The sequence below is a fragment of the Limnoraphis robusta CS-951 genome, assembly GCF_000972705.2.
The window spans coordinates 1-23,981 of the sequence record NZ_LATL02000113.1 but is presented as its reverse complement, the minus strand read 5'-3'; the positions used below and the strand labels follow the sequence as shown (position 1 = coordinate 23,981).

General features: G+C 44.4%; 17 protein-coding genes and 1 tRNA gene. 9 read left to right on the top strand and 9 right to left on the bottom strand.

Going from position 1 to position 23,981, the window contains the following annotated elements:
- Window positions 1-106: 106 nt before the first annotated feature.
- From WN50_RS10160 to WN50_RS10145, 4 genes are all read right to left on the bottom strand, one after another.
- A complete protein-coding gene (locus WN50_RS10160; protein ID WP_046278134.1) occupies window positions 107-739 on the bottom strand; it encodes a hypothetical protein in 633 nt (210 codons plus the stop codon).
- A gap of 191 nt (window positions 740-930) precedes the next feature.
- Window positions 931-2,061: a type II secretion system F family protein gene (locus tag WN50_RS10155; protein WP_046278133.1), complete on the bottom strand. Its 1,131-nt coding sequence runs from the start codon at window positions 2,059-2,061 to the stop codon at window positions 931-933.
- A gap of 145 nt (window positions 2,062-2,206) precedes the next feature.
- The gene (locus tag WN50_RS10150) at window positions 2,207-3,310 is read right to left on the bottom strand and encodes a type IV pilus twitching motility protein PilT (RefSeq protein ID WP_046278132.1); all 1,104 of its coding nucleotides are present in this window, start codon (window positions 3,308-3,310) and stop codon (window positions 2,207-2,209) included.
- Window positions 3,311-3,454: 144 nt separating this feature from the next.
- Window positions 3,455-5,461 (bottom strand): GspE/PulE family protein, encoded by a 2,007-nt coding sequence (locus tag WN50_RS10145; protein ID WP_046278131.1) that lies wholly within the window; start codon window positions 5,459-5,461, stop codon window positions 3,455-3,457.
- A gap of 521 nt (window positions 5,462-5,982) precedes the next feature.
- On the opposite strand from WN50_RS10145, the gene grpE reads away from it, so the two are divergent.
- The 7 genes from grpE to WN50_RS10110 all read left to right on the top strand — a co-directional run bounded on the left by grpE (window position 5,983) and on the right by WN50_RS10110 (window position 17,848).
- Entirely contained in the window at window positions 5,983-6,726 is a 744-nt protein-coding gene (gene grpE / locus WN50_RS10140) for a nucleotide exchange factor GrpE (RefSeq protein ID WP_046278136.1), read from the top strand.
- Window positions 6,727-6,973: 247 nt separating this feature from the next.
- The gene (gene dnaK, locus WN50_RS10135) at window positions 6,974-9,058 is read left to right on the top strand and encodes a molecular chaperone DnaK (protein WP_046278130.1); all 2,085 of its coding nucleotides are present in this window, start codon (window positions 6,974-6,976) and stop codon (window positions 9,056-9,058) included.
- Window positions 9,059-9,167: 109 nt separating this feature from the next.
- Complete coding sequence (dnaJ, locus tag WN50_RS10130) at window positions 9,168-10,298, top strand: molecular chaperone DnaJ (protein ID WP_046278129.1); 1,131 nt, start codon at window positions 9,168-9,170, stop codon at window positions 10,296-10,298.
- 28 nt (window positions 10,299-10,326) lie between these two features.
- A complete protein-coding gene (locus WN50_RS10125) occupies window positions 10,327-10,584 on the top strand; it encodes a sulfurtransferase TusA family protein (protein ID WP_046278128.1) in 258 nt (85 codons plus the stop codon).
- Window positions 10,581-11,750 carry a small ribosomal subunit biogenesis GTPase RsgA gene (gene rsgA / locus WN50_RS10120; protein ID WP_046278127.1) on the top strand — a complete coding sequence of 390 codons (1,170 nt, stop codon included), beginning with the start codon at window positions 10,581-10,583 and terminating at the stop codon, window positions 11,748-11,750. The genes WN50_RS10125 and rsgA overlap by 4 nt, the downstream gene beginning before the upstream one ends.
- 303 nt (window positions 11,751-12,053) lie before the next feature.
- On the top strand, window positions 12,054-13,043 hold the full coding sequence (locus WN50_RS10115; RefSeq protein WP_046278126.1) for a diguanylate cyclase domain-containing protein: 990 nt from the start codon (window positions 12,054-12,056) through the stop codon (window positions 13,041-13,043).
- A 32-nt stretch (window positions 13,044-13,075) separates the two neighbouring features.
- Window positions 13,076-17,848, top strand: coding sequence for a PAS domain S-box protein (locus WN50_RS10110; RefSeq protein ID WP_082172401.1), 4,773 nt, complete (start codon window positions 13,076-13,078; stop codon window positions 17,846-17,848).
- 194 nt (window positions 17,849-18,042) lie between these two features.
- On the opposite strand, the gene WN50_RS10105 is transcribed toward WN50_RS10110, so the two are convergent.
- The 5 genes from WN50_RS10105 to WN50_RS10085 form a co-directional block, all read right to left on the bottom strand.
- A complete protein-coding gene (locus WN50_RS10105; RefSeq protein ID WP_046281988.1) occupies window positions 18,043-19,275 on the bottom strand; it encodes an ATP phosphoribosyltransferase regulatory subunit in 1,233 nt (410 codons plus the stop codon).
- Between the two features lie 86 nt (window positions 19,276-19,361).
- The gene (locus WN50_RS10100; protein WP_046281989.1) at window positions 19,362-20,261 is read right to left on the bottom strand and encodes a J domain-containing protein; all 900 of its coding nucleotides are present in this window, start codon (window positions 20,259-20,261) and stop codon (window positions 19,362-19,364) included.
- 303 nt (window positions 20,262-20,564) lie between these two features.
- Window positions 20,565-21,395 (bottom strand): inositol monophosphatase family protein, encoded by an 831-nt coding sequence (locus WN50_RS10095; RefSeq protein ID WP_235440900.1) that lies wholly within the window; start codon window positions 21,393-21,395, stop codon window positions 20,565-20,567.
- 6 nt (window positions 21,396-21,401) lie between these two features.
- Entirely contained in the window at window positions 21,402-21,974 is a 573-nt protein-coding gene (locus WN50_RS10090) for a thermonuclease family protein (RefSeq protein WP_046281990.1), read from the bottom strand.
- Window positions 21,964-22,332 (bottom strand): 2Fe-2S iron-sulfur cluster-binding protein, encoded by a 369-nt coding sequence (locus tag WN50_RS10085; protein WP_046281992.1) that lies wholly within the window; start codon window positions 22,330-22,332, stop codon window positions 21,964-21,966. Before WN50_RS10085 ends, WN50_RS10090 begins: the two co-directional genes overlap by 11 nt.
- Window positions 22,333-22,532: 200 nt before the next feature.
- Here WN50_RS10085 and WN50_RS10080 point away from each other — a divergent pair.
- Both WN50_RS10080 and WN50_RS10075 read left to right on the top strand, forming a co-directional pair.
- Window positions 22,533-22,619, top strand: a tRNA-Ser gene (locus WN50_RS10080).
- A gap of 215 nt (window positions 22,620-22,834) precedes the next feature.
- A partial coding sequence (locus tag WN50_RS10075) for an RNA-guided endonuclease InsQ/TnpB family protein (RefSeq protein WP_049558990.1) occupies window positions 22,835-23,981 on the top strand: 1,147 nt, incomplete at its 3' end.

Below are 23,981 nucleotides of genomic sequence, written 5' to 3'. Positions count from 1 at the left end.
CCCGCCCCTACAAACCCGACACCGGGGCGGGTTTATATCAGTTATTGCTGGGAAACATAGATGAATTCGGAGGCGCGCCCCTACAAACCCGACACCCGACACCTGTTCACTGTTCCTGTTCTCCCCATGATTTCCACTCAGGATGATGTTCAAGATCTAATTCCTCAAGTTCATCAATAGACTGATAATCTAAGGGATCTACAGTCGTATCTAACGCTGGAATAACAAAGGGTAAATTTGCACCTTTTAGTCCTCGTTTAATGCGTTCAGGTGTTTCTGAAAATAACACAAACAAAGGATAAATCTTTTCAGCTTCTTGTGAATAAATATGGCTATAATGTTCAGGCATCACCCATTCATAGCCCTGCTCTAAGCAAACCTGAGTAAATCGCCAGCGTGTTAATAAGTCAGAAAAATCTTCATGGGGGCGATGAATAAAGATAAAAATTTCCGCCCCCATTTTGACTTTCCACTCAGGATCACACATGATAATCCCTAAATCACAGGGTAAACAAATTGCTTGTCCCGGTGTAATACTCAGCCCCGATTTTCCTGTATAAGAAACCCCATCTCGTAAACGGACAATCGGTAAAGGAATCGTAATTAAACTTTCATCTGGGCGACGCATACTCGGAATCATTTCCAAGTAGGTTCGATGTTGTTTTAAAAGGGCGATTGCGGCTTCAGCATTACTGTATTCAGCCAGCAGAGTTTCGTAATGAGATTGTTGTACAGGCATTTTAAATGAAGATCAAGAGAATTTTTAAAATTAGGTTGAATGAGTTAGAGATTAAGCTGATTTAAGATTTATTCAAAAATTGTATTCAGTGAGTTTTGGCTATCCAATCAGCTTGTTTTTTTCGATGATCATCTAAAAAACACTCACAATTCAGAAGAAAACTTCCTCAAATTACAAAGTGTTTTTCGGATTTACAACGACTCGAACACTTTAAACATCGGCAGATACATTGATAACAAAACCGACGCAACAATTCCCCCTACAACCACAATCATCATCGGTTCTAATGCACTGGTTAAACCCTTCACCGCTTCTTCAACTTCTGTTTCATAAAACGCCCCCACTTTCATCAACATTTTATCGAGTTCCCCAGATTCTTCACCAATAGAAATCATTTGAATTGCCAAACCCGGAAAAACATTTCCTTCTTGCAGGGCTAAACTAATTAATCCCCCTTGTTGAATTTCTGTTCTCGCGTGTTCAATCGCATTGGCAATCGCTTGATTTCCAGCTACATCTCGCACAATTTCTAGCGAGTTCATAATCGGTACACCTGCACGAGTTAAACTCCCGAAAATTGTACAAAAACGAGCCACAGCAGACTTCTCAATTAACGGCCCAAACAAAGGAAGTTTCAGGAAAATTTTATCCATCATCAGGCGTCCGGCTGGCGTTTTATAAAAGGCTTGATAAGCAATCGAGAGTCCAAATAAACTCCCAATAACTATCGCTTGAGGAATCGGCGGCCATGTTGTACAAAAGTCACTAATACTCAGCATAATGACGGTAAACAATGGCAGTTCAGTCCCAATTTGCTCGAAAATTCCTGCAAAAGTTGGTAAGAGGAAAATCGTCATCGCAAAGAACACGGCGAGGGCAATAAATAAAACCGTTTTCGGGTAAGACATAGCCGATTTAATTTCACTTTCGGTTTTGTGGTTTTTCTCCATCATCACCGCCAAACGTTCTAAAACTTCATCAAGTACACCCCCAACTTCTCCGGCGGAAACCATACTGATAAACAACATATCAAAGACATCAGGAAACTTCCGCATTGATTCTGACAAAGAATTTCCTTCTTCTACATCCGCTCGAATTACTGTTAAAGCCCGTTTTAAACGAGCATTATCGCACTGTTCAGATAACACACTCAAACACCGAGCCATCGCAATTCCCGCGTTAAACATCGCCGCAAACTGACGGGCAAAAATCGCTAAATCTTTAACCGTAATTTGCGACATCGCAACGTTAATATCTTCTTCAAATTTTTTGAAATCAAAACCTTGTTTTCGAGAGTGACTGCGAAGTTTATTTGTAGTCATAGATCCCCTTTTATACAACTTTTATTGACAGTAATTTTTGGATTAAAAATAGGATTTAGGATTAGAAGAATCAAAGCTTTTTAGTCTGTTTTTGTGATCAAACCCAGGCTATCAATAACTTCTAATCCTCAACCCTAATCCTGTATTAGTGAGCTTTAGCTTTTGGTGCTGTTCCTTTCGGTGCAGGGCCGATCAAGCGTTCAAGTTCATCGGGTTTTGAACTCTTACTCATCGCGGCATCCCAACTTACTTTTCCTTCTTGGAAAATTTTAGCTAATGCCATTTCCATTGTTTGCATTCCTAATTTTGCCCCCATTTGAATTTGGGAGTAAATTTGAGTTGTTTTTCCTTCCCGAATTAAGTTCCCCATAGCTGGAGTATTCAGCATAATTTCTTGCGCCGCACAACGTCCCCCGCTAATAGTTGGAACGAGGTTTTGACTACAAACTCCAACTAAAGATCCTGATAACTGCGCTCGAATTTGAGGTTGTTGAATGGGAGGAAATACATCTAACATCCGGTCTACCGTAGCAGAAGCAGAGTTTGTGTGTAACGTTCCAAAGACTAAGTGACCTGTTTCTGCGGCGGAAATCGCCAAACCAATAGTGTCTAAATCCCGCATTTCACCCACCAGAATAATATCGGGATCTTCACGTAAAGCCGCTTTCAACGCATTGGCAAAACTCTTAGTATCTTCCCCTTTTTGCCGTTGGTGAAACAAGCTTTTAATATTGGGAAAAACATATTCTATCGGGTCTTCAACCGTTAAAATATGTTCACTACGAGTCCGGTTAATTAAGTCTAATAACGCCGCCATTGTGGTGGTTTTACCCGAACCCGTTTGACCTGTGACCAAAACCATTCCCCGAGGTCTTTCCGTCATATCCCGAATGGTTTGAGGAACGCCTAATTTATCCGCGTTAGGAATTTTTGTCGCCAACGCCCGCAAACAAGCAGCCCAGCAACCCCGTTCACGATACACATTCACCCGAAAACGAGCCAAACCTTTGACCCCATAAGCACAGTCAAGTTCCCATTCTTGCTCTAGTTGCTTACGCTGCATATTATTCAGCATTTGAAAGATGAGAACCTGCACATCTTCAGGCGCCAACAATTCTCCAAACTGAGGCTGAGGCGTCAGCTTACCACTAACCCGGAAAAAGATCGGCGCACCTGCTTGGATGTGCATATCAGAGCCACCTTGTTCGATCAAGGACTCCATCACATCTTCAATCATCAAACCAGCCATAATATTGAATCCTCCAACTCAAAAAAATGTTGATAATTTCGGGAATAGGGAACAGGCAAAACTCAGAAGTCAGAAGTCAGGAAAAAACTGATAACTGCTAGGGGGAATTCATCAATTCCCCCTACACGGGTGAGTGTAAAGACTCTAATCGGTAAAACGGGGGGTCATACAATAGGGACAATCGAGCCATTCCGGTTTGAGTTCGGCATGACAACCCTTACAAGTCAAGCCCTGCTTGCGTTTGGCTTTCAGTTCCGCTTCTAAACCAGAATCAGTGAATGTTACCCGTTCTACTTCTTCAAAGGTAGTATGGCCTTCACGCACCAGTTGTAAACTGTAAGCCAGCAAAGTTTTCATCCCTTCTTCGACTGCGGCTTCCTTAATTTGTTCAGTGGGGGCGCCTTTGGTGATTAACGTTTGCAGGCGTTCAGTGACTTTCAGGAACTCGTAGACCCCAACCCGGCCTTTATATCCTAAACCGCCGCACTTTTTACAGAGTTCACCGCGCTCGGCCATTGACTTGCGTTGATCGGGGGCGATAATATTTGCCCGAAAGAACTCGACATTCACTTCTCTCGAAGCCGATAAGCCATAGCGTCCGAGTTCTTCAGAAGTGGGAGTATAGGGAATGCGGCATTCCGTACAAACCCGACGCATCAGACGTTGAGCGAGAATACCCAATAACGCCGCCGACACCATGAACGGTTCTACGCCCATTTCATCCAAACGAGCGATCGCCCCTGCCGCGTCGTTAGTGTGTAGGGTAGTTAAAACTAAGTGTCCCGTCAGAGCCGCTTCAATCGCCGTTTTAGCCGTTTCTAAATCTCGCGTTTCTCCCACCAGCAATACATCGGGGTCTTGTCGGAGGAAAGCCCGGAGAATATTAGCAAAAGTCAAGTTTTTTTCACGAATCACCTGACATTGAGTAATACCGGGAAGGGCGTATTCAATGGGATCTTCGGCGGTACTGATGTTAACACCGGGGTCGTTACGTTCAGAGAGAATGGAGTACAACGAGGTTGATTTTCCTGAACCTGTTGGCCCTGTTACCAAGATTAACCCAAAAGGTCGTCCGGCCGTTTCCCGAACCATTGCTAAGGTTTCTTCATCGCTAATCAGCTTATCGAGTCCCAACTGGGTTGAGGAACTATCGAGAATCCGCAGTACAATTTTTTCACCGTAGCGACTGGGTAAGCTATTTACACGAAAGTCAATGGTTCTGCCTTTAAAGCGACGACGAATCCTTCCGTCTTGGGCTTGACGACGTTCAGCGATGTCTAATTCAGCCAGGATTTTCAAGCGAGAAGTAATAGCAGGGATGACTTTTTTAGGAAATCTGAAATATTCTTGCAAAACGCCATCTTTCCGCATCCTCACCCGCATCTCATGTTCTTGAGGTTCAACGTGAATATCGGAGACAGCCTCAGATAACGCTTTTGCTAAGATCACGTTGACCGCTTTAATAACCGGGGCGGTTTCCGCTTGTTCGATTTCGTCAGCCAAGTCCATGCCACCGCCCTCATCGGTGACATCTTCTAAATCCATCTCCTCAAAGTCGCCGGAGGTAAACTGAAGTTTTTCATCTTCTCGACGGGCGGCTTCGGCTTGCTTGCGTTTGAGATCTTCTTCGCCGTAGGCTGAGATTAACTTGTCATAGTCCCCTTGGGTGATCACTTGACGCTTGAGGTTCCAACCTTTCGGACGCAGCAGTTGGTTTTTCAGTTCATCTAACCCACTGAGGTTGTCCGGGTTAACCATTGCAATTAAAACCGTCGGCGGTTCAGTGTTGAGGGTTTGCAATGGAATGAAACGATGACGTTTGCAGGTTTCAATCGTGGTTTCTAGGGTGTTGAGCATTTGTTCGATTTGCTCAACGGAAACCTGTTCAACTTCGAGATCAAAAGCATCAACGCCGTAGATAATTTTCTGCTCAAAAAGCTGTTGTTTTTTGTATTGGCGTGCAAGTTCTGGGGGAAGAGGCTTTCCGGTGACTGATTCCAACACTTCAGTTAAGGGTTTCCCGGCTTGGCTTGCTTTGAGGGCTTGCTGAAGTTCTTCTGGGCTAATATATCCAGATTGAATTAACTTATTGCCAAAAGGAGTCGTGCTGGTCGCAACTAGGGCGGTACGTCGCCGAGATGTATTAGTCATATCTGAAGTAACAATCTCTTAAATATATAGAATTCCCAAAGATTTTGAGAAAATTTCTGGAGCCAGTCTCTAACCGCCTTGATCTTTCTAGATTTAGCGAACTCTAGAGCCGATCAGGCTGTGATCACCCCAGGGGTTGAATCCCTGATTCTCAGGCAGGTTCAGTCAGAATGTTCACCCCAGTGCTGACCCCAGTCAGGCCCGGAGCAATCAAACCCTTTGAGTAAACCCCAAAGCCAAATTCGGCTTCCACGTCCGATCAAAAGCCGATCCCGAGGTATGGATTTCCGATTGCGGTTAATCGTTGTTCATCATGGCTTGCTGATTAGGGTACGATCAAGATGACTGATGCTCAGTTCAGGGAAACCTCTAATCAGATAATAGCTTTTGCCAACTCCTATCGCTGTGATTTACGATATTATTTTGGTTAAAATTCTTGAATAGACAGATGCGAGTTGGAGGATAGCGAGGGCGAACTCAGCACAGACAAGTATTGAAGCTCCATCGCTTAGTTTTCTATGATGAACCAAGACCAGCAAGAAGAGATGATGTCAAACTCAACCACTGATACCCCTGAAGTTGCAGCCAATCCCAATGGTATTCCGTTAGATGCCGAAATCCCGTCGGACAGGGCCGCAAATCCAGAGGCTGATGCCAATTTAGACGAACAAGAATTGCCCGCCGATTTCCCCCAACCGGAAATGGACCGAGAAGAACTCAGCAGCGATCAAATTCAACAAGAATTGATCGCCTTAGTTCAGGCTAATCAGGAACTCACAGCTCAACTCGATGATATTAACGGACAGTACCGACGTCTAGCGGCTGACTTTGAGAACTTTCGCAAGCGAACTCAAAAAGAAAAAGAGGAGCTAGAGGTACAAATTCAATGCAATACCATCAAGAAATTATTACCCGTCATTGATAATTTCGAGCGGGCTAGATCTCATATTAAGCCTCAAACTGAGAGCGAAATGAACATTCATAAAAGCTACCAAAGTGTTTACAAGCAAATGGTAGAAAGCCTCAAACAATTGGGAGTGTCGGCGATGCGTCCCGAAGGTGAACCTTTTGATCCCAATCTCCATGAAGCGATTATGCGAGAAGCGACAGATGCCCATCCAGAAGGCACTGTGATTGAGGAACTGATGAGAGGTTATCTCATGGGTGAACGGGTGTTGCGTCATGCAATGGTGAAAGTCGCCACTGCTCCCGAGTTTTCAGGAACACCGGAAACAGACTCAGAAGCCGCCACTCCACAAGAATAGTCATGTTGGTTGGCGAGTGTTTACTAAACACTGGTTGTCAGCACTAAATTTCTCTGAGGGGAGAAGGCTAAGAAAAGATGAGTTTGGCAGCCGATAGAGTCCCTCTAAGGTCACTCAAATTCTGGATCAAAAAACCTCAACAATCGCTAACTTAGCCTTTTTTAAGCCCGTGTTAGCTATGTGTTGCCCTCAAAACACTGAATACTCTTTCAGGCAAACCAAAGCACACCTTCATCGCCGAGACGCTATGGGAAAAGTCATTGGCATCGATCTAGGCACAACCAATAGTTGCGTCGCTGTTCTAGAAGGCGGTCAACCCACTGTGATCGCCAATTCGGAAGGCGGACGCACAACCCCCAGTATTGTGGGATTTGGGAAACATAATGAACGCTTAGTCGGTCAACTGGGAAAGCGACAAGCCCTGACCAATGCCGAAAATACGATTTACAGTATTAAGCGGTTCATCGGGCGCAGATGGGAAGATACCGAACAAGAACGAAAACGGGTTCCCTATAAATGCGTTCCCGGTAAAGATAACACGGTAAACGTCCAGATTCGAGACCTAGTTTACACCCCGCAAGAAGTTTCGGCGATGGTGTTGCAAAAGCTCAAAGAAGAAGCCGAAAGCTATTTGGGAGAGTCGGTCGATCAAGCTGTAATTACCGTTCCGGCTTACTTCACCGATGCTCAACGACAAGCGACTAAAGATGCGGGAACCATTGCGGGTTTAGAAGTTCTGCGGATCATCAACGAACCAACCGCCGCCGCTTTATCCTATGGTTTGGATAAACAAGATCAAGACCAAAAAATCCTCGTCTTTGACTTAGGAGGCGGCACTTTTGATGTGTCGATCCTGCAATTAGGCGATGGCATCTTTGAAGTGCTAGCAACCGCCGGAAACAACCATCTGGGCGGAGATGACTTTGATAATTGCCTCGTCCTGTGGCTCGTCGAGGTCTTCGGAGAACGGGAAGGGATTGACCTTTCGAGCGATAAAATGGCACTGCAACGGATGCGGGACGCCGCAGAAAAGGCAAAAATTGAACTGTCGAGTCGCACCACAACCTCAATTAACCTGCCTTTCCTGACGGCAGATGAATCGGGCCCCAAGCATCTAGAAATTGAGTTGAGTCGCAGCCAATTTGAGGAACTCGTTAAGGAGTTAATTGACAACACCATTCAACCCGTGACTCAAGCCTTGCGAGATGCCAATCTCCAAGCCGATGATGTCGATCGGATTATTTTGGTGGGCGGTTCAACGCGAATTCCGGCTGTACAACAAGCGATTAGTGAATATTTTCAAGGACGTACCCCCGATCGTTCTGTTAACCCTGATGAGGCTGTGGCTTTGGGAGCCGCCATTCAAGCGGGTGTTTTGGGCGGTGAGGTCAAAGATCTGTTACTGCTGGATGTAACACCTTTATCCTTGGGTTTAGAAACCTTAGGCGGTGTCTTTACAAAAATTATCGAGCGCAACACCACCATCCCTACCAGTCGCTCTCAAATGTTTTCGACAGCCGTAGACGGACAAACTTCGGTGGAAATTCACGTTCTCCAAGGAGAACGAGCGCTGGTCAAAGATAATAAAAGTCTCGGTAAATTTCTCTTAACGGGAATTCCTGCGGCTAAACGGGGTGTTCCGCAAATAGAAGTGGCTTTTGATATTGATGCCAATGGAATTTTAAAAGTTTCTGCCATTGATCTCGGAACCGGACGAGAACAAAGTATCAAAATTACCAACACAGGCGGTTTGAGCGAAGCCGAAATTGAGCGGATGCGACAAGAAGCCTCACTCTACGGCGACGAAGATGAACAACGCCGCCAAATTGTTGAGCTGAAAAATCAATGTGCAACCCTGTTTGAGAACTGTAAAGAAACCCTCAAACAAAACCCACAATTAGTCACACCTCAACTCAAACAGCGAATTCGGACTGAAGCAACCGCCCTGAAACAAGCTGTGGCTAACCCCGATGTCACCTACGAACAAATGAAAGAACGAGTCGATGCTTTCAGAGAAATGCTCTACGATATCGGCGCCACAGTTTACGAAAATACCGAACCCCAGTCTGCGGTTACTTCTCCTCCCGAGGAAAGCTTGCCAGTGGTAGACTTAGAAGAGGATGAAGCTGTCTCTGAAGATTTATCCCTAGAGGATGATTTGATCACTGCCGAATCAGCTTTCGAGCTTGATAAGGTGTCTGAAGAGGATGATTTGATCATTGCCGAATCAGCTTTCGAGCTTGATGAGGTTTCTGAAGAAGTTGCTTCTCAAGCTGGGGAGATTTTAGATCCCGATCCCGGCAATCCCTTTATTCTCAATTCCACCAGTTAATCTGGAGTTGGGGAGTTTGGGCTTGTAATGAGTTCAACACTTCACTCTAGAGTAATTCCCGACCGTTGTTGTGTAGTTATTGTGATTTAGATTTCACCAATAGAGTTCTATGGCAGCCGATTATTATGAAACACTTGGTGTTGCTCGCGACGCAGACAAAGAGGAAATTAAGCGTGCTTACCGTCGGCTAGCTCGCAAATATCACCCCGATGTCAATCAAGAACCGGGATCAGAAGAACGCTTTAAAGAAATTAATCGCGCTTATGAAGTGCTTTCTGAACCGGAACTGCGAGCGCGTTATGACCGTTTTGGTGAAGCAGGAATTGCCGGAGGAGCTGGAGCAGGCTATAACCAAGACTTCAGCGACAGTTTTGCCGATATCTTTGAAAGCTTTTTCAGTGGGTTTGCAGGGGGCGCAGGTAGCCCTCAAGGCAGACGGCGAACGGGTCCGGCTAGAGGGGATGATTTGCGGCTAGACTTGCCCCTTGACTTTAAAGAGGCGATCTTCGGCGGCGAAAAAGAAATCCGCATCAAACATCTGGAAACCTGCGAAACCTGCAACGGCAGCGGCGCTAAACCGGGAACTCGACCTCAAACCTGTTCAACCTGTGGCGGTAGTGGTCAAGTGCGACGGGCAACTCGGACTCCTTTTGGCAGTTTTACTCAAGTTTCGGTTTGTCCGACTTGTAATGGTTCCGGTCAGGTGATCGAAGATAAATGTACCAGTTGTGCGGGTCAGGGTCTTAAGGAAGTTACCAAGAAACTCAAAATTAATGTACCCGGTGGGGTTGATAACGGTACCCGCCTACGAGTCGCCAATGAAGGAGACGCAGGCAAGCGGGGAGGCCCTCCTGGAGATTTATATGTCTTTTTGTCGGTGTCAGCCGATTCTCACTTTAAACGAGATGGGATTAACATCCTCTCAGATGTGAAAATAAGTTACTTACAGGCAATTTTAGGCTGTAACTTAGAAGTTGAAACCGTTGACGGGCCGACGACTGTCAAAATTCCCGCCGGAACTCAGCCGGGAACTGTCCTAACTCTGGAAAATCAAGGGGTTCCGCGTTTAGGAAATCCGGTGAGTCGAGGCGATCATTTACTCACGGTATCCGTTGAAATTCCGACTCGGGTGACGGCTAAAGAACGAGAACTTTTAGAGGAACTGGCGAAAATACACGGTGAACGCACGGGAAAAGGCGGCTTAGAAGGATTTCTAGGCAGTTTGTTTCATCAAAAATAACGGGATCAAACTCTTTTTTCCATAACTTATGACCCATTCCACCACTTCTAAACCCGATGCTCAAATGGACTTGCGAGGCACTCCTTGCCCGCTCAATTTCGTTAGAACTAAATTGAAATTAGAACAAATGCCTCCCGGTTCGCTATTAGAGGTTTGGCTAGACTCGGGTGAACCGATTGAACAAGTTCCTGATAGCTTGACGATGGAAGGCTACCAGATCGAACAGATCGAAGATCGTTCCGGTTTCTTTGCCGTTCAAGTTCGACGCCCTCTGACTCAAGCATGAGTTTAGGGGAGGCGAATTCTACTGTCAACCCAGACACTCATCCCGTGATGGGGACTGTGGTTGCTGTTCAGGCGAACTTCTATCAGGTGCAGTTAGCCCCCGTTTCTTTCAGCTTACCGGAGGCGCAGGGGTTAACGGATTCTTTGTTACTCTGTACTCGCCGCACTCGCCTAAAAAAAATTGGTCAGAAGGTGATGGTTGGCGATCGCGTGATTGTTGAAGAAGCGGACTGGACAGGGGGGCGAGGGGCGATCGCAGAGGTGCTTCCCCGTCAAACGGAACTGACTCGTCCTCCCATTGCCAATGCTGACCAAATTTTACTCGTGTTTGCGGTTGCAGAACCGGATCTCGATCCGCAAGCGTTGACTCGGTTTTTAGTGAAAGCGGAATCAACAGGTTTAGAAGTTTGTTTGTGTTTAAATAAATGTGATTTAGTCAGCACTGAACAGTTGCAAGACTGGCGTGAACGTCTTTCAAGTTGGGGTTATCAGCCTTTTTTTATTAGTGTTAATCAAGGGTTGGAATTTATGTTAGATGAGGATAAACAGGTCAAAACCTATGCAATTTCTGACCTGAAATTAGTTGTTTATCATTCTTTAATTCATCAGCTAAAAGAAAAAATAACGGTAATTTGTGGCCCATCTGGAGTGGGAAAATCGAGCTTAATTAACTTATTAATTCCTGATATTGATCTGCGAGTTGGGGCGGTTTCAGGAAAGTTAGGACGAGGAAGACATACCACGCGACACGTTGAATTATTTGAACTTCCCTCAAAAGGATTGTTAGCTGATACTCCGGGTTTTAATCAACCGCTATTAGACTGTGAAGCGCAAGAATTAGCCTATTATTTTCCAGAAGCGAGAGAAAGATTAGCCACAGGAAACTGTCAATTTAGTGATTGTTTACATCGAGACGAACCCAATTGTATTGTTAAAGGAGATTGGGAACGTTATCCCATTTATCTCGATTTTTTAGAAGAAGCGATCAAACGTCAAGAAGTATTGCAACAACAACCGGATGCAGAATCAAGTTTTAAATCTAAAACGAAATCCGGTGGAAAGCAACAAGACGAACCGAAGTTAGAAAGTAAGAAATATCGCCGATCTTCTCGACGATTTCAGCATCAAACTTTACAAGATTTGTGTGAAGAAATGGAAGATATTTGATCTTTAATCCACTCCTGTCATCTGGCAGGAAACAAGAAACAGTTATTGCAGTATGCGATCGCTGTAGTCCACAGAGGAGTCAGGAGTCAGGAGTCAGGAGGAGCGAGGAAATCAAGAAGAAGAAAGAGTTGATTAGGACACTGTTTTTCTGTCAAATCCTTTTATGATAAAGGTTTCAATTCTGTCTCCTGTCTCGGTGAGGCAGTGCGGACTTGGCGGTTTCCGTCGAAGAGCAACTGCCGAACCCGAAGGGTGTCTCCTGATTTCTGCTATATTATGCCTTTCATGCAGCTTGAAGACAAGATGGACTTTGATTCATCGAGCGCCCTTTCAGAATCCCGATCAGGAGCCATTCTTGTGGTTGATGATACTCCTGGTAATCTCCACATCTTATTTAATGCTCTAACCGAAGCAGGCTATGACGTGCGTTGTGTTAAAAGTGGTGCGATGGCACTGCTGGCGGTGCAGGCAGATCCCCCGGATTTGATCTTGTTGGATATACGGATGCCCGAAATGAATGGATTTGATGTTTGTCAACGCTTAAAAGCCAATGCTCAAACCTGTGAAATCCCTGTCATTTTCTTAAGTGCGTTGGATGAACCTCTCGACAAAGTGAAAGCCTTTCAAGTGGGTGGAGCAGATTATATTACCAAACCGTTTCAATTTGAAGAAGTATTAGTGAGAATTAACCATCAATTGACAATTCGCAGTTTACAACAACAACGCCAAGCATTAATTGAAGCTTTAGAACGAGCAAACAATGAACTTCAACGTTTGGTTATATTAGATGGACTGACCCAAATTGCCAATCGTCGTCATTTTGATCAGTACCTAACTCAAGAGTGGAAGCGATCGCTGAGAGAACAAATACCCTTGTCCTTAATTTTGGCAGATATCGACTATTTTAAGCAATATAATGATTTATGTGGTCATCTGGCAGGCGATCGCTGCCTTCAACAAGTCGCCCAGACCCTCAAAAAAACGATTAAGCGACCCTCCGATCTAGTTGCCCGCTATGGGGGAGAGGAGTTTATTATACTGCTACCCAACACAGACCTCACAGGAGCGACTCAACTGGCAGAAGCAGTCCGCTTGGCAGTGGAGCAACTGAGAATTATCGATGAACCGCAGCCTGCCCGTCAACACGTTACCCTCAGTTTAGGGGTTTCGAGTTTGATTCCGTCTCCAAGTGAATCAGTAGAAACTTTAGTTAAAATAGCAGATCAGGCTCTCTACAAAGCCAAAGACGAGGGACGAAATCGAGTTTGTGTGCAAACCCTCGAAAAGCGATAACTTCACCCGAAAAGCGATAACGTGGAGCTTGAATGAGATTCAAACAGCCCTGTTTTCAGAATAATATCTCCTTGCGGTGGGTGTTAGTCGTTCCCTTTGTGCTGCACACCGTCGGAGCGGTAACATTAGTGGGGTATCTGTCTTACCGGAGTGGGCGACAGGCGGTTGAGAAACTCGCTCATCAACTGATCAAAAATGTCGGACAGCAAGTGAGTCAAAAACTCGATCACTATTTGCAGAATGCTCACGAGTTCAATCAACGCCAAATCGCAGCAATTCAATCCGGGGCTATAAACCTACAAAACCTCGATCAACTGCATCGCTATTTGATTCTACAACATCAACACACAGAAGATCTGACAACGCTTTTGTTTGGAACTCCTCAAGGTGATTTTCGGGTCAGTCATCGCGTCAGTCCGAGAGATTATGGGGTAACAACCAAGCTACAACCGGAAGAATTGCCCTTTGAAGCCTCTTTTTCTACGCTATCGAATCCTGCGACTCTCCAGATTTATAGTATTAATGAAGCTGGGGAATTGATGCGCCCTGTAGAAACACTCCAAAATATTGATGTACGCGATCGCCCCTGGTATCGTCAAGCCGTTGAAACGGGAAAACCGGGTTGGACTCCCCCTTTTCAAATCGGGAGTACGAATCTCCTCGCGCTCAATGCTTACGATCCTTTATATGACAAATCACGCCAATTATTAGGGGTTTTTGCTGTTAATATTAGCCTGAATCAATTGAGTGACTTTCTCCGTAATGTAGAGATTGGAAAATCGGGAGAGGTTTATATTATTGAACGCAACGGTTTATTGATTGCTCACTCAATGGAAGAAGTGCCTTATTCTGTATCCGGCAAACCTGACTTGAGTGGAACTGCTGAACCGGGAACGATAGTATTTCAGCGCCAATTCCCCTCACAAATTCCTAATTCTGTAATTCAAGATTCCTATGAGTATCTCTTGGCAAAATTTGAGAATTTAGCAACGCTACAATCGCCTCAAGCCTTAAATTTTCAAAAGCGTGGCGAGCGCTACTTTCTAAACATTTCCCCCTATCAAGATCAATACGGGTTGGATTGGCTAATTGTGACGGTGATTCCTGAGTCGGATTTGATGGCAGAAATTCACCAAAATATCGACACCACGATTGTACTCTGCTTGCTGGCGTTGGGATTAGCGATCGCATCAGGACTGATCACGGCGAATCGATTTATGTTTCGCATCACTCGAGTCAACCGAGTTAGTCAGGAACTCGCATCGGGAAATTTGACCCAGCGATTGCCTGCTGATAGCCCAATTGCTGAAGTGAAAGCATTGGCGCAGTCTTTTAACAAGATGGCCGATAAACTCCAACAATCTTTTGATCGGCTTGAGAATGCTTTAGAAGAATCAGAAGAAAAATTTACAACTATTTTTCGTATTATTCCCGACCCGATCGCCATTACCAATCTAACAGAAGGACGGCTGTTAGAAGTCAATAATCGGATGGTTGAGTTTTATGGCTATTCCCGTGAGGAAATGATTGGGCGAACGGCTTTAGAAGTGGGTTTATGGGTGAATTCGGAGGAACGGGGGCGGTTTAAATACCTGTTGGAAACCCAAGGCTATGTTGATAATCTTGAGATTACAACTCCCACAAGCAGGGGCGAGATAAAGATTGTGCTGCTATCGGCAAAAGTCTGCAACCTGCAAGGACAAAATGCTGTGATTGTGATTATTCGAGATATTACCGAACAGCAAGCGGCACTTCGTGAACGCGAACAAGTTGAACAAGCCTTACGCCAAAGTGAAGAAAGATTCCAACAATTAGCAGCCGCTTCCCCTGGGGTTATTTACACTGTTGTTGAATATCCCAGTGGCCCTGTAGAATATCAATATTTAAGTCCGGCTTTTGAAGATATTCACGAGGTTAGTATCGCAGAAGTTCGCCAAGATGCCAGCATTACGTTTAAACAAATTCATCCAGATGATCGAGAGGGTTATCAACAAGCTGTAAAAGAAAGTGTCGAAACGGATAAACCCTTCAAACATGAATGGCGGATTATTACTCCTTCTGGGAAAATCAAGTGGATTCAAGCCCATTCTAGACCCCAAAGACGCGACAATGGTGAAATTGCATGGCATGGCGTTGTTTTGGATATTAGCGATCGCAAACAGATTGAAGAACAACTCCGCAAAACTGAACAATGGTTACAACAATACAGCCGTCAATCCCCCAGTTCAATTTATACGTTTGTTGAGGAACCCGATGGACATCTTTGGTTCGAGTATACGAGTTCTGCCGTAGAAACCATCCATGAAGTCACCCTAGCACAAGCACTAGAAAATGCTTATTTGCTGCTTGAGCAGATGCACCCGGATGATGTGGCAGGTTATATCGCGGCGGTGACTCGCAGTGCTGAATCTTTGGAGTTGTTTTCTTACGAGTGGCGAATTATTACACCCTCTGGCAAGCTTAAATGGTTACGGGCAAGATCCCAACCGGAGCGACGGAGTAATGGGGCGATCGCCTGGCATGGAGTGGTTGAGGATATTAGCGATCGCAAACAAGCGGAAATTGCCCTGCGTCAATCGGAACTGAAGTTTGCTACAATTTTTCGGGATAGCCCCCAACCTGCTTGGATTGCCAGCCTAGAAGAAGGACGCTGCATTGACATTAACGAAAGTTTTACTAAGGTTCTGGGCTATTCTCGAACTGAGGCGATCGCCAAGACCTGTGTTGAGATGCAGTTATGGACTGATTTGGTAGATTTACATCAGTTTAGAGCTTCTCTGCTTCAAGAGGGAAGAATTGATAATTTTGAAATCGGGTTTCGCACAAAATCCAGTGAAGTCAAAACGGTGTTGCTGTTTGCTAGAGTTAGCTGTCTTGATGATCGAGATTGTGTGATTGGGGTCTTGAGCGATATTAGCGATCGCAAACAGCTAGAATTAGCACTGCAACAATCTGAAGCCAAGATCAAGAATATTTTCAATAGTGCGATGGCTGCTATTAGTAGTATTCGAGTCTTTCAGGATAAAACTTGGCAAATTGATCAGGTATCAGCCGGAGTGGAAATTCTATCGGGTTATACTTCTGAAGAATTAACTCAGGATAATTTTCTCTGGATGAGTTGCATTGATCCCGATGATTGGCAACTGGTACACCCGCAGATATATGCTGATATTTTTGCTCAACACTCTGGCACCTATGAATATCGCTTGCGTCACAAAGATGGCTGTTTACGCTGGATTTCGCAAACGAATAATTCCTGTTGGGATGAAGTCGGAAAATGTTGGAATGTGACGGCTATTTCGGTTGATATTAGCGAACGTAAACAAGCCCAACAAGAACTGCAACGGGCGAAAGAAGCAGCAGAAGCGGCCAATCATGCTAAAAGTGCTTTTTTGGCAACGATGAGCCATGAACTTCGCACGCCTTTAAATGCAATCCTGGGATTCACACAATTGATCAACCGAGACACAACTCTTAGCCCAGATTATCAGAACTATATCAAAATTATACATAACAGTGGAAGCTATCTTCTGAAGTTAATTAATGAAATTCTTGATCTCTCAAAAATAGAAGCCGGAAAACTGAGTTTAGACAACCAAGCTTTAGACCTATTTGATCTGCTGCAATCTTTACACGCTACCTTTAGTCAGCGAGTTAGCAATCAGAAATTACAAGTTGAGTTAGATATTCTCCCAAAAGTACCGCAATTTATTATTACAGATGCTCAAAAATTGCAACAGGTGTTAATTAATTTAATTGGCAATGCGATTAAGTTTACAAAAACAGGCCTTATTATCTTACGAGTGGGTTTAGACAATCAAGACTCGTTTGACTCCGATTTTATCTGTTTAAATTTTGAGGTAAAAGATACTGGAGTTGGTATTTCTCCTGAAGATTTAAACCAGATTTTTGAGGCGTTTACTCAGGCTTCAGCAGGTCGCCAAGTCCAGGAAGGAACAGGACTCGGACTCACAATTAGTCAGAGATTAGTACAATTAATGGGGGGTGAAATTAGGGTTAGGAGTCGCTTAGGAGAGGGTAGCACGTTTGCGTTTACCCTTCCAGTTCAAACCACAACAAAAGACCGGGTAAAACCTCAAAACTCTGAGAAACAAGTCACAGGACTCGCCCCGAATCAACCTATTTACCGAATTTTAGTTGTTGATAACCAAGCCGAAAATCGATTGCTGTTAGTCAAGCTATTGGAACAAGTTGGACTGGAGGTAAAAGAAGCTGCATCTGGCGAGGAAGGCCTATTAATTTGGCAACAATGGCAGCCCCATCTCATTTGGATGGATCGACGAATGCCGGGAGTTGATGGCTATGAAACCACTCAAAAAATTCGAGAACATGAGCAGAATAATCAAGAATTAGAGTCTACGATTATTATTGCTCTAACGGCTCAAGCATCTGTTAGCGATCGCCAACTCGCTTTAGCTGTTGGCTGTGATGATTATATCAGTAAACCGATTGAGATTACAACTCTATTTAATAAAATGGCAGAACATCTAGGAGTCGTCTATCTCTACAGTCAAGATAACCATTTATTCTCGAATGATCAGAGATTAGTTCGGGAAAATCTAACCTCAGAAAATATCGCGGTTATGCCGCATCACTGGATCGTTGAACTCTATGAAGCCTCCATCGCTTGTCAACATAAAACCGTCGAACAGTTAATCAAACAGATTCCCCCTGAATATTCCTCTTTAGCGATTGGCTTAGAACAACTAAATCAAGACTTTGAGTTTGAAACAATGATGAAATTAACACAACAAATTATATCATGTCCGGTTGAACAGTTATAAATAAACAACAGAGGAGTCAGGAGTCAGGAGTCAGGAGTCAGGAGGAAATCAAGAAGAAGAAAGAGGAGGATTATGAGAAAGTTTTTTATCACTAATTATCCGGACATGATATTAATACAGATTAGCCCCCATAATTGGGGGTTGGGGGGCAATTTAGCCCCCATAATTGGGGGTTTGGGGGCGATCATGATAATCTAATTAACGGTTTCAATTCTCGGAATTCCTTCCCCGTTTACCCAAGCAATTTGATGAATTCCTCGACGACGAGCATAATCTCGTAAATCTTCGATATTTTCCCGACGCCCTAACTCCATTTCGACTCGAACTAATTGAGTTGATTCTCTCAATTTCTCCGCATAAGCAAAAGCCGCAGCATAAGCTTGAGGCGTTTCAGGAACAACTAACCAATCACTCGAAGGTGCTTGTTGAGGAAGTTGATTCATCCCCAATAAAACCTGATGCAAGTCTTCAATATTAAAAGAAAATCCTATTCCCGGTTCAGTTTTCCCTTGAGGATGATAAAGTCCTAACAGTTCATCATAGCGTCCACCCTGAGCTAAAACTCGCGCTCCTGACTCGCTATTACTAACGACATCAAACACAATCCCTGTGTAGTAGTCAAACGTTTGAATTAAACTCAAATCAAGAACTATTTTGGGCTGAGAAATCTGAGGCGAATAACAGTTTTGCAACAAGTCAATTAAAGATTTTAGATTATTCAAAGCTTGCTGTTGTTCAGCGTCTAACTCCAATTGCGCCACCTGGGAAAGAACATCTTCCGGTTGTCCCCGCAAGTCAAATAGAAATAACGCCCGTTCTCGCAACTCCTGGGACATGGGTAACGTTTCTAGGGTGATTCGATCTAAATTGGCGATCGCCTCCCTTACAGGCTCTTGTAGCTTGGCTGGAAACATAGATAAAAGCGATCGCGTCAGTCCGGCTTCACCTAAAATTAAATGACAGTTATTTAATCCCAAAGCCTGCAAACATTCCAGTACCAAAAGTAAAATCTCACTATCAGCCAGCAAACCGCCTGCACCCAATAATTCAACGCCTGCTTGATAAAATTCCTGCTGACCTCCGTAGTTGGTTTTGCCACCTTTGCGGAAAATATTAGCATTGTAATACAAGCGTTGCGGCCACCAACTCGAACCCGCCATACGAGTGACAACTGTTCGAGCGATAGAAGCGGTTAATTCGGGCCGCAGTCCTAGACCTTGATCTTCGGCTTCGAGTAACTGAATAACCGTTGAACGTTGAACCGCACCTCCCGCCATCAGGGTATCTAAACGTTCCAGCGTCGAGGTAATGATCCGATGATAGCCCCAACGGTGAAACACCTGCTGTAAACGGTGTTCTATCCAAAGTTTTTGAGTCACATCGAGGGGAAGTAGATCTCGGGCGCCGAGAGGGAGTTGATGAACCATAACCTGAAATTTTGATTGTAGATTAGGGGATGTTTGCAAGGGGGAGTTCGGCGTTAGAATATCACATTTTGGTCGTTCTACTGTTGTTATTTCTTCTTACCGCCGCCAAATAAACCCCCAAATAACCCACCCCCTGGCTTTTGTTGAGGCGGTTTCCCTTTAGGTGGAGCGGCTTTTTCGAGTTGTTTTTTCGCTTCTAAGGCTTGGGGTTGTTTAGGATCAAGTTGTAAAGCCCGTTTAACGTGAGGCGTTGCGAGTTTAGGTTGATTTTGTCCAAGATAGGCTAAACCCAGTAAACCATGACAGCGACTATTTTCAGGTTCTTGTCTGATGGCATCCTTGAGTTCTAAAATAGCTTGGGCGTAGTTTTGAATAGCCATCAACTTTTCAGCCCGACTACAAGCTTGTTCAACAGCAGAATCTTTTTTCGGGGGCGTTGGTGTGGGCGCGGGTGTCTCTGACTTAGGTTGAGGGGTAGGTGCTGGAGTTGGTGTCGCCGAACCCCCTTTTGCTGCTTTTCGCAATAAATAAGCTTGATTTAATTCACTAATTTCACCGACAACCTCTAAAACCTGCTGAGGAGACTCATACTGTTTTTGTGCGAGTTGTTCAAGTAAAGCTTCGTAAGTTTGTTGATAATTTGCCGCCGTTAAAAGTTGTTTAGCAATATCACTGTGAAGTGTGAGGGTACGCTGTTCTTTAACGACTCTATCTCCAATCGTTTTTAACAGCAGTTCGTATTCTTTGCGTTCGCTTTCCTTAGAAAATCGGTTATAAGCCGGACTGACTAACTTCGCTAATAACTGCTTGGCTAACTCTTTTTCCTCGGGATTTTTAAACGGACAAGTATCAGGATGTAAACGCCGAGCAATTCTTGTATATCGCTTGCGAATATCAGAAAACTCAGCATTGAGAGGAACGCCTAAAATGGCATGACTATCTGTAAATCCCAGTAGAAATAATCCTTTTTTGACTTCAAAAGACATAAGCTCTTGCCTTCCTTACTGACTAGCGCAATGTTAACAGTTCTCATTGCTTTAAATACAATATTAGCCTGATCGTTTAGAGAAATCAGCACTCCATCAGACTTAACGGTTTTGACTGACTGAAATTCCCCCAGTTTAGGAGAAATTTCAGGCTACAACTTTTAAAAATTTACCGTTTCTACAGACACACCCATCAAGTTAGTTTTTCAAGAGTTTTTAAACTAGCGATCAAACTTGTGGCTAATGTTATAGCCCCTAATTGCATTTTAACTAAATTTGAACCCTTTCAGTGATGTGTTATTCCTATGACCAAGACGATAGCGGTGGCGTTTCCATTAACGCTTGACTTAAACTGGCGTGTAGATAACCATTTGTGGCGAGAATCCGACCCGATTTAAGTTCCAGAGGACTGCTATCATAGGCAGTAACTTTACCTCCGGCTTCCTCTAAAATCACAATACCTGCGGCAATATCCCAAGGAGATAGTCCTCGTTCCCAATATCCATCTAAGCGCCCACAAGCCACATAAGACAAGTCTAACGCCGCCGATCCGCCTCGCCGCACCCCTTGAGTTAGATGAGTCAGATGACAAAATTCTGCATAGTTATTATCAGCAGTTTCTCGGCGATCGTAAGCAAACCCCGTCACCAGTAAACTATTGGCTAAGTTATCGGTTTTAGAAACATCAATGGGTTGACGGTTACGAGTCGCACCCAAGCCTTTAGCGGCGCGAAAAAGTTCACTCCGCCAAGGATCAAAAACCGCTCCCACAGAGGGAATACCGTCAATTAGTAAAGCAACGGAAGTTGAGAAAAAAGGATATTGATGAGCAAAATTTGTTGTTCCATCTAAGGGATCAATTGCCCAAAGAAACAGGCTATCCTGATTTCCCAATTCACCAGATTCTTCTGTGAGAATAGCATGATCGCTAGCATGACGCTTGAGAATATCAAGAACCGCAGCTTCCGAGGCTTTATCGGCTTCTGTGACTAAATCTCCTGATCTCCCCTTTTCTTGAATATCTTGGAGATTCCCTAAACAAGATTGTAAGACAGCACCGCCTGCTTCAGCCGCGAGAGTGGCAATATCTAAGAACGTTTGGAGTTGATCGGGGGTTATGTTTGGTGTATTCATCTGTAATTACTTTTGCTCATTCTGACGGCGAAACTCAGCCGGAGTTAGACGCAACGGTTGTTGGGGGTTCCAAATTCCTTGAGCTAGAATTCGCGCTTCATACTGAGCATAGAGCAAACGTTGACTATATTTTGTATTGGGAATCTGTTCTTCAGCGAGAACATAGCCCTGTTTGATCAGTTGCTCATTGATCAGTACCCCATCCAACCACACATAGGCTAACACGCGGTTGTAGCGATCGCGCTGTTCGCGATCAGACTCTAGTAAAATCTCTTTTCCCAAACCCACTTGTTCGAGGTAACGCAGGGCTAGCAGTCCCCAAGGTTCTTGCTTCAAGTCGGGCGCTGCAATACCTATCAACCTTACTGATTGTAGTGCAGGGACAACACTACGAGGATCAATGATTTCCAAGGTTTGTCCACTGACGACTCGTTCAACTCGACTGATCACTCCAAGCGGTGGAGGTTCAGGCGTGGAACAGCTTACCAAAAATAAGCAGATAGCGACTAAAATCACAGAAAACAGGAAAAATATTCCTCTTTTTTGAGATAGTAATCCCCAGAGTCGATTAATCTTCATCTAAAGGCAATCCTGCTGTTACTTTCCCTTTGCCAAAGTAGCGTCCAAACTGGAGTTCATAAACTTCGTCTTCGTCTTGAGTTTCCACTTCCAAGTCTGATCGCGGATAACTGACGCACAGTAAAGCATAACCTTCTTTTTGCAGTTCCGGTGAAAGTCCCATTGCTTCGGGTTGATAGAGATCACCCGAGATCACCCGTACCGCACAGGTGGTACAAGCGCCATTGCGACAGGAAAAGGGTAAATCAACGCCTTGATTTTCCGCACATTGAAGAATATAGCGATCATCTGGAACTTGAACGGTGTAGAGTTGGTTCTTCTGGGGATAATGAATCCGAATGGTGTAATAACGGGACATAAAAGATTTTATTGTCGCTTTCTGGATAAACAGACGGTTGCAAGATTTAGGGTCTATTGTCCCCCAGTCATTATAGCGGGGATTGGGCGATCGGTTAAATTCCATCCCTGTTGAAAATTTTTGATGCTCGCGCTTGCAAAAGATCTTGCTGTTCTGCTATTATGATAATTCGGTAAGTCAATAGAATATTGCTTTTCTGTGGAGAGGTGGCCGAGTGGTTGAAGGCGCAGACCTGGAAAGTCTGTTATGCAGTAATGTATACGAGGGTTCGAATCCCTCCCTCTCCGTTCTCTAAATACACATCAACTTCTTGAAATTGGCTCTCAAAGCCAAAGCAATCAGTCTATCTTAAATGTCAAAAGAGGACTCCCGTTAGAGCCTTCGGCTTAACGGCGAGATGAATTTTGACCAACAAAGAAAACTGAGCGAAGCGAATCCTACATGGCTTGGCATACTTGTGTAGAACAGGCTAATATTGAGATGGGTTTCGCCAAGAAAAGCAATGCTGTCCTTAACTTACGAATTTAAGCTGATTCCGGATCAACGCCAAATCGAGGTAATCGAAAATACTTTGAATGTTTGTCGTTCGGTCTGGAATTTTGCTTTAAGGGAAAGAAAGGACTGGATTAATTCTCGCAAATCCCCAGTCAACTCTTGCTCACTGGAAAAGGAATACATTATTCCGGCAGATACCCCTTATCCTGGTTATCACAGTCAAGCGAAAGCTTTGACAGAAGCCAAGAAAAAGGATGAAAGGTTGTCCTGCGTTAACGCCCAAGTGCTACAGCAAGTGTTGAGGTCGTTGGACAGGGCTTTTGTCGATATGCAGTCAAAGAAGAAAGGGTTTCCTCGCTTCAAGAATAAATATCGACTGCGCTCTTTTGTTTACCCTCAAATGCTCAAGGATTGTGTTCAGGGCAATCAGATCAAACTCCCTCAATTGGGGTGGATTAAATTTAGAAAGTCCAGGGATATTCCCGAAGGTTTCGAGGTTAAACAGGCGAGGATTGTGCGACGGGCATCAGGTTACTTCGTGATGCTTTCTCTACAATTGGATGTCAGTGTCCCTGATGTTCCATTCCACGGGCATCCCTTGGGCATTGACTTGGGGTTAGATAAATTTTTAGCAACCTCCGATGGGGAGCTTGTTGCAAGACCTCGATTCTTGAACCAACTACACCGTGAGCTGAAATTGCTACAACGTAGATTAAGGAACAAGCAAAAAGGGTCTAACAATCGTCACAAGCTCAACCAACGGATTGCTAGGTTACACCAACGCATTTCTGATACTAGAAAAGACTGGCATTTTCAATTGGCTCACCATCTTTGCGACCAAGCCGAAGCCATCTTCATTGAAGACATAAACTTCATCACTTGGGCAAAAGGAATGTTGGGCAAACATACCTTAGATGCTAGTTTTGGACAGTTTGTCACCATCCTTAATTGGGTGGCATGGAAGCGGGATGTTTTTGTCGCCAAGGTGGACAAGAATTATACTTCTCAAATCTGTCCTAACTGCGGGTTCCACACGGGCAAAAAGTTACTCTCCGAAAGAGAACATAATTGTCCTGAATGTGGATATAAAACCAATAGGGATGTGGCTGCCGCACAGGTGATCAGAAATCGTGGTATTGAATATGCGCTAGGGC

Bases quoted from the DNA above. Each gene is read 5' to 3' on its own strand.
- WN50_RS10095 (WP_235440900.1), bottom strand. From the start codon at position 21,395: ATGAATACACCAAACATAACCCCCGATCAACTCCAAACGTTCTTAGAT.
- dnaK (WP_046278130.1), top strand. From the start codon at position 6,974: ATGGGAAAAGTCATTGGCATCGATCTAGGCACAACCAATAGTTGCGTC.
- WN50_RS10155 (WP_046278133.1), bottom strand. From the start codon at position 2,061: ATGACTACAAATAAACTTCGCAGTCACTCTCGAAAACAAGGTTTTGAT.
- WN50_RS10160 (WP_046278134.1), bottom strand. From the start codon at position 739: ATGCCTGTACAACAATCTCATTACGAAACTCTGCTGGCTGAATACAGT.
- WN50_RS10105 (WP_046281988.1), bottom strand. From the start codon at position 19,275: ATGGTTCATCAACTCCCTCTCGGCGCCCGAGATCTACTTCCCCTCGAT.
- WN50_RS10100 (WP_046281989.1), bottom strand. From the start codon at position 20,261: ATGTCTTTTGAAGTCAAAAAAGGATTATTTCTACTGGGATTTACAGAT.
- WN50_RS10125 (WP_046278128.1), top strand. From the start codon at position 10,327: ATGACCCATTCCACCACTTCTAAACCCGATGCTCAAATGGACTTGCGA.
- WN50_RS10145 (WP_046278131.1), bottom strand. From the start codon at position 5,461: ATGACTAATACATCTCGGCGACGTACCGCCCTAGTTGCGACCAGCACG.
- WN50_RS10110 (WP_082172401.1), top strand. From the start codon at position 13,076: ATGAGATTCAAACAGCCCTGTTTTCAGAATAATATCTCCTTGCGGTGG.
- rsgA (WP_046278127.1), top strand. From the start codon at position 10,581: ATGAGTTTAGGGGAGGCGAATTCTACTGTCAACCCAGACACTCATCCC.
- WN50_RS10090 (WP_046281990.1), bottom strand. From the start codon at position 21,974: ATGAAGATTAATCGACTCTGGGGATTACTATCTCAAAAAAGAGGAATA.
- WN50_RS10115 (WP_046278126.1), top strand. From the start codon at position 12,054: ATGGACTTTGATTCATCGAGCGCCCTTTCAGAATCCCGATCAGGAGCC.
- dnaJ (WP_046278129.1), top strand. From the start codon at position 9,168: ATGGCAGCCGATTATTATGAAACACTTGGTGTTGCTCGCGACGCAGAC.
- grpE (WP_046278136.1), top strand. From the start codon at position 5,983: ATGAACCAAGACCAGCAAGAAGAGATGATGTCAAACTCAACCACTGAT.
- WN50_RS10150 (WP_046278132.1), bottom strand. From the start codon at position 3,310: ATGGCTGGTTTGATGATTGAAGATGTGATGGAGTCCTTGATCGAACAA.
- WN50_RS10085 (WP_046281992.1), bottom strand. From the start codon at position 22,332: ATGTCCCGTTATTACACCATTCGGATTCATTATCCCCAGAAGAACCAA.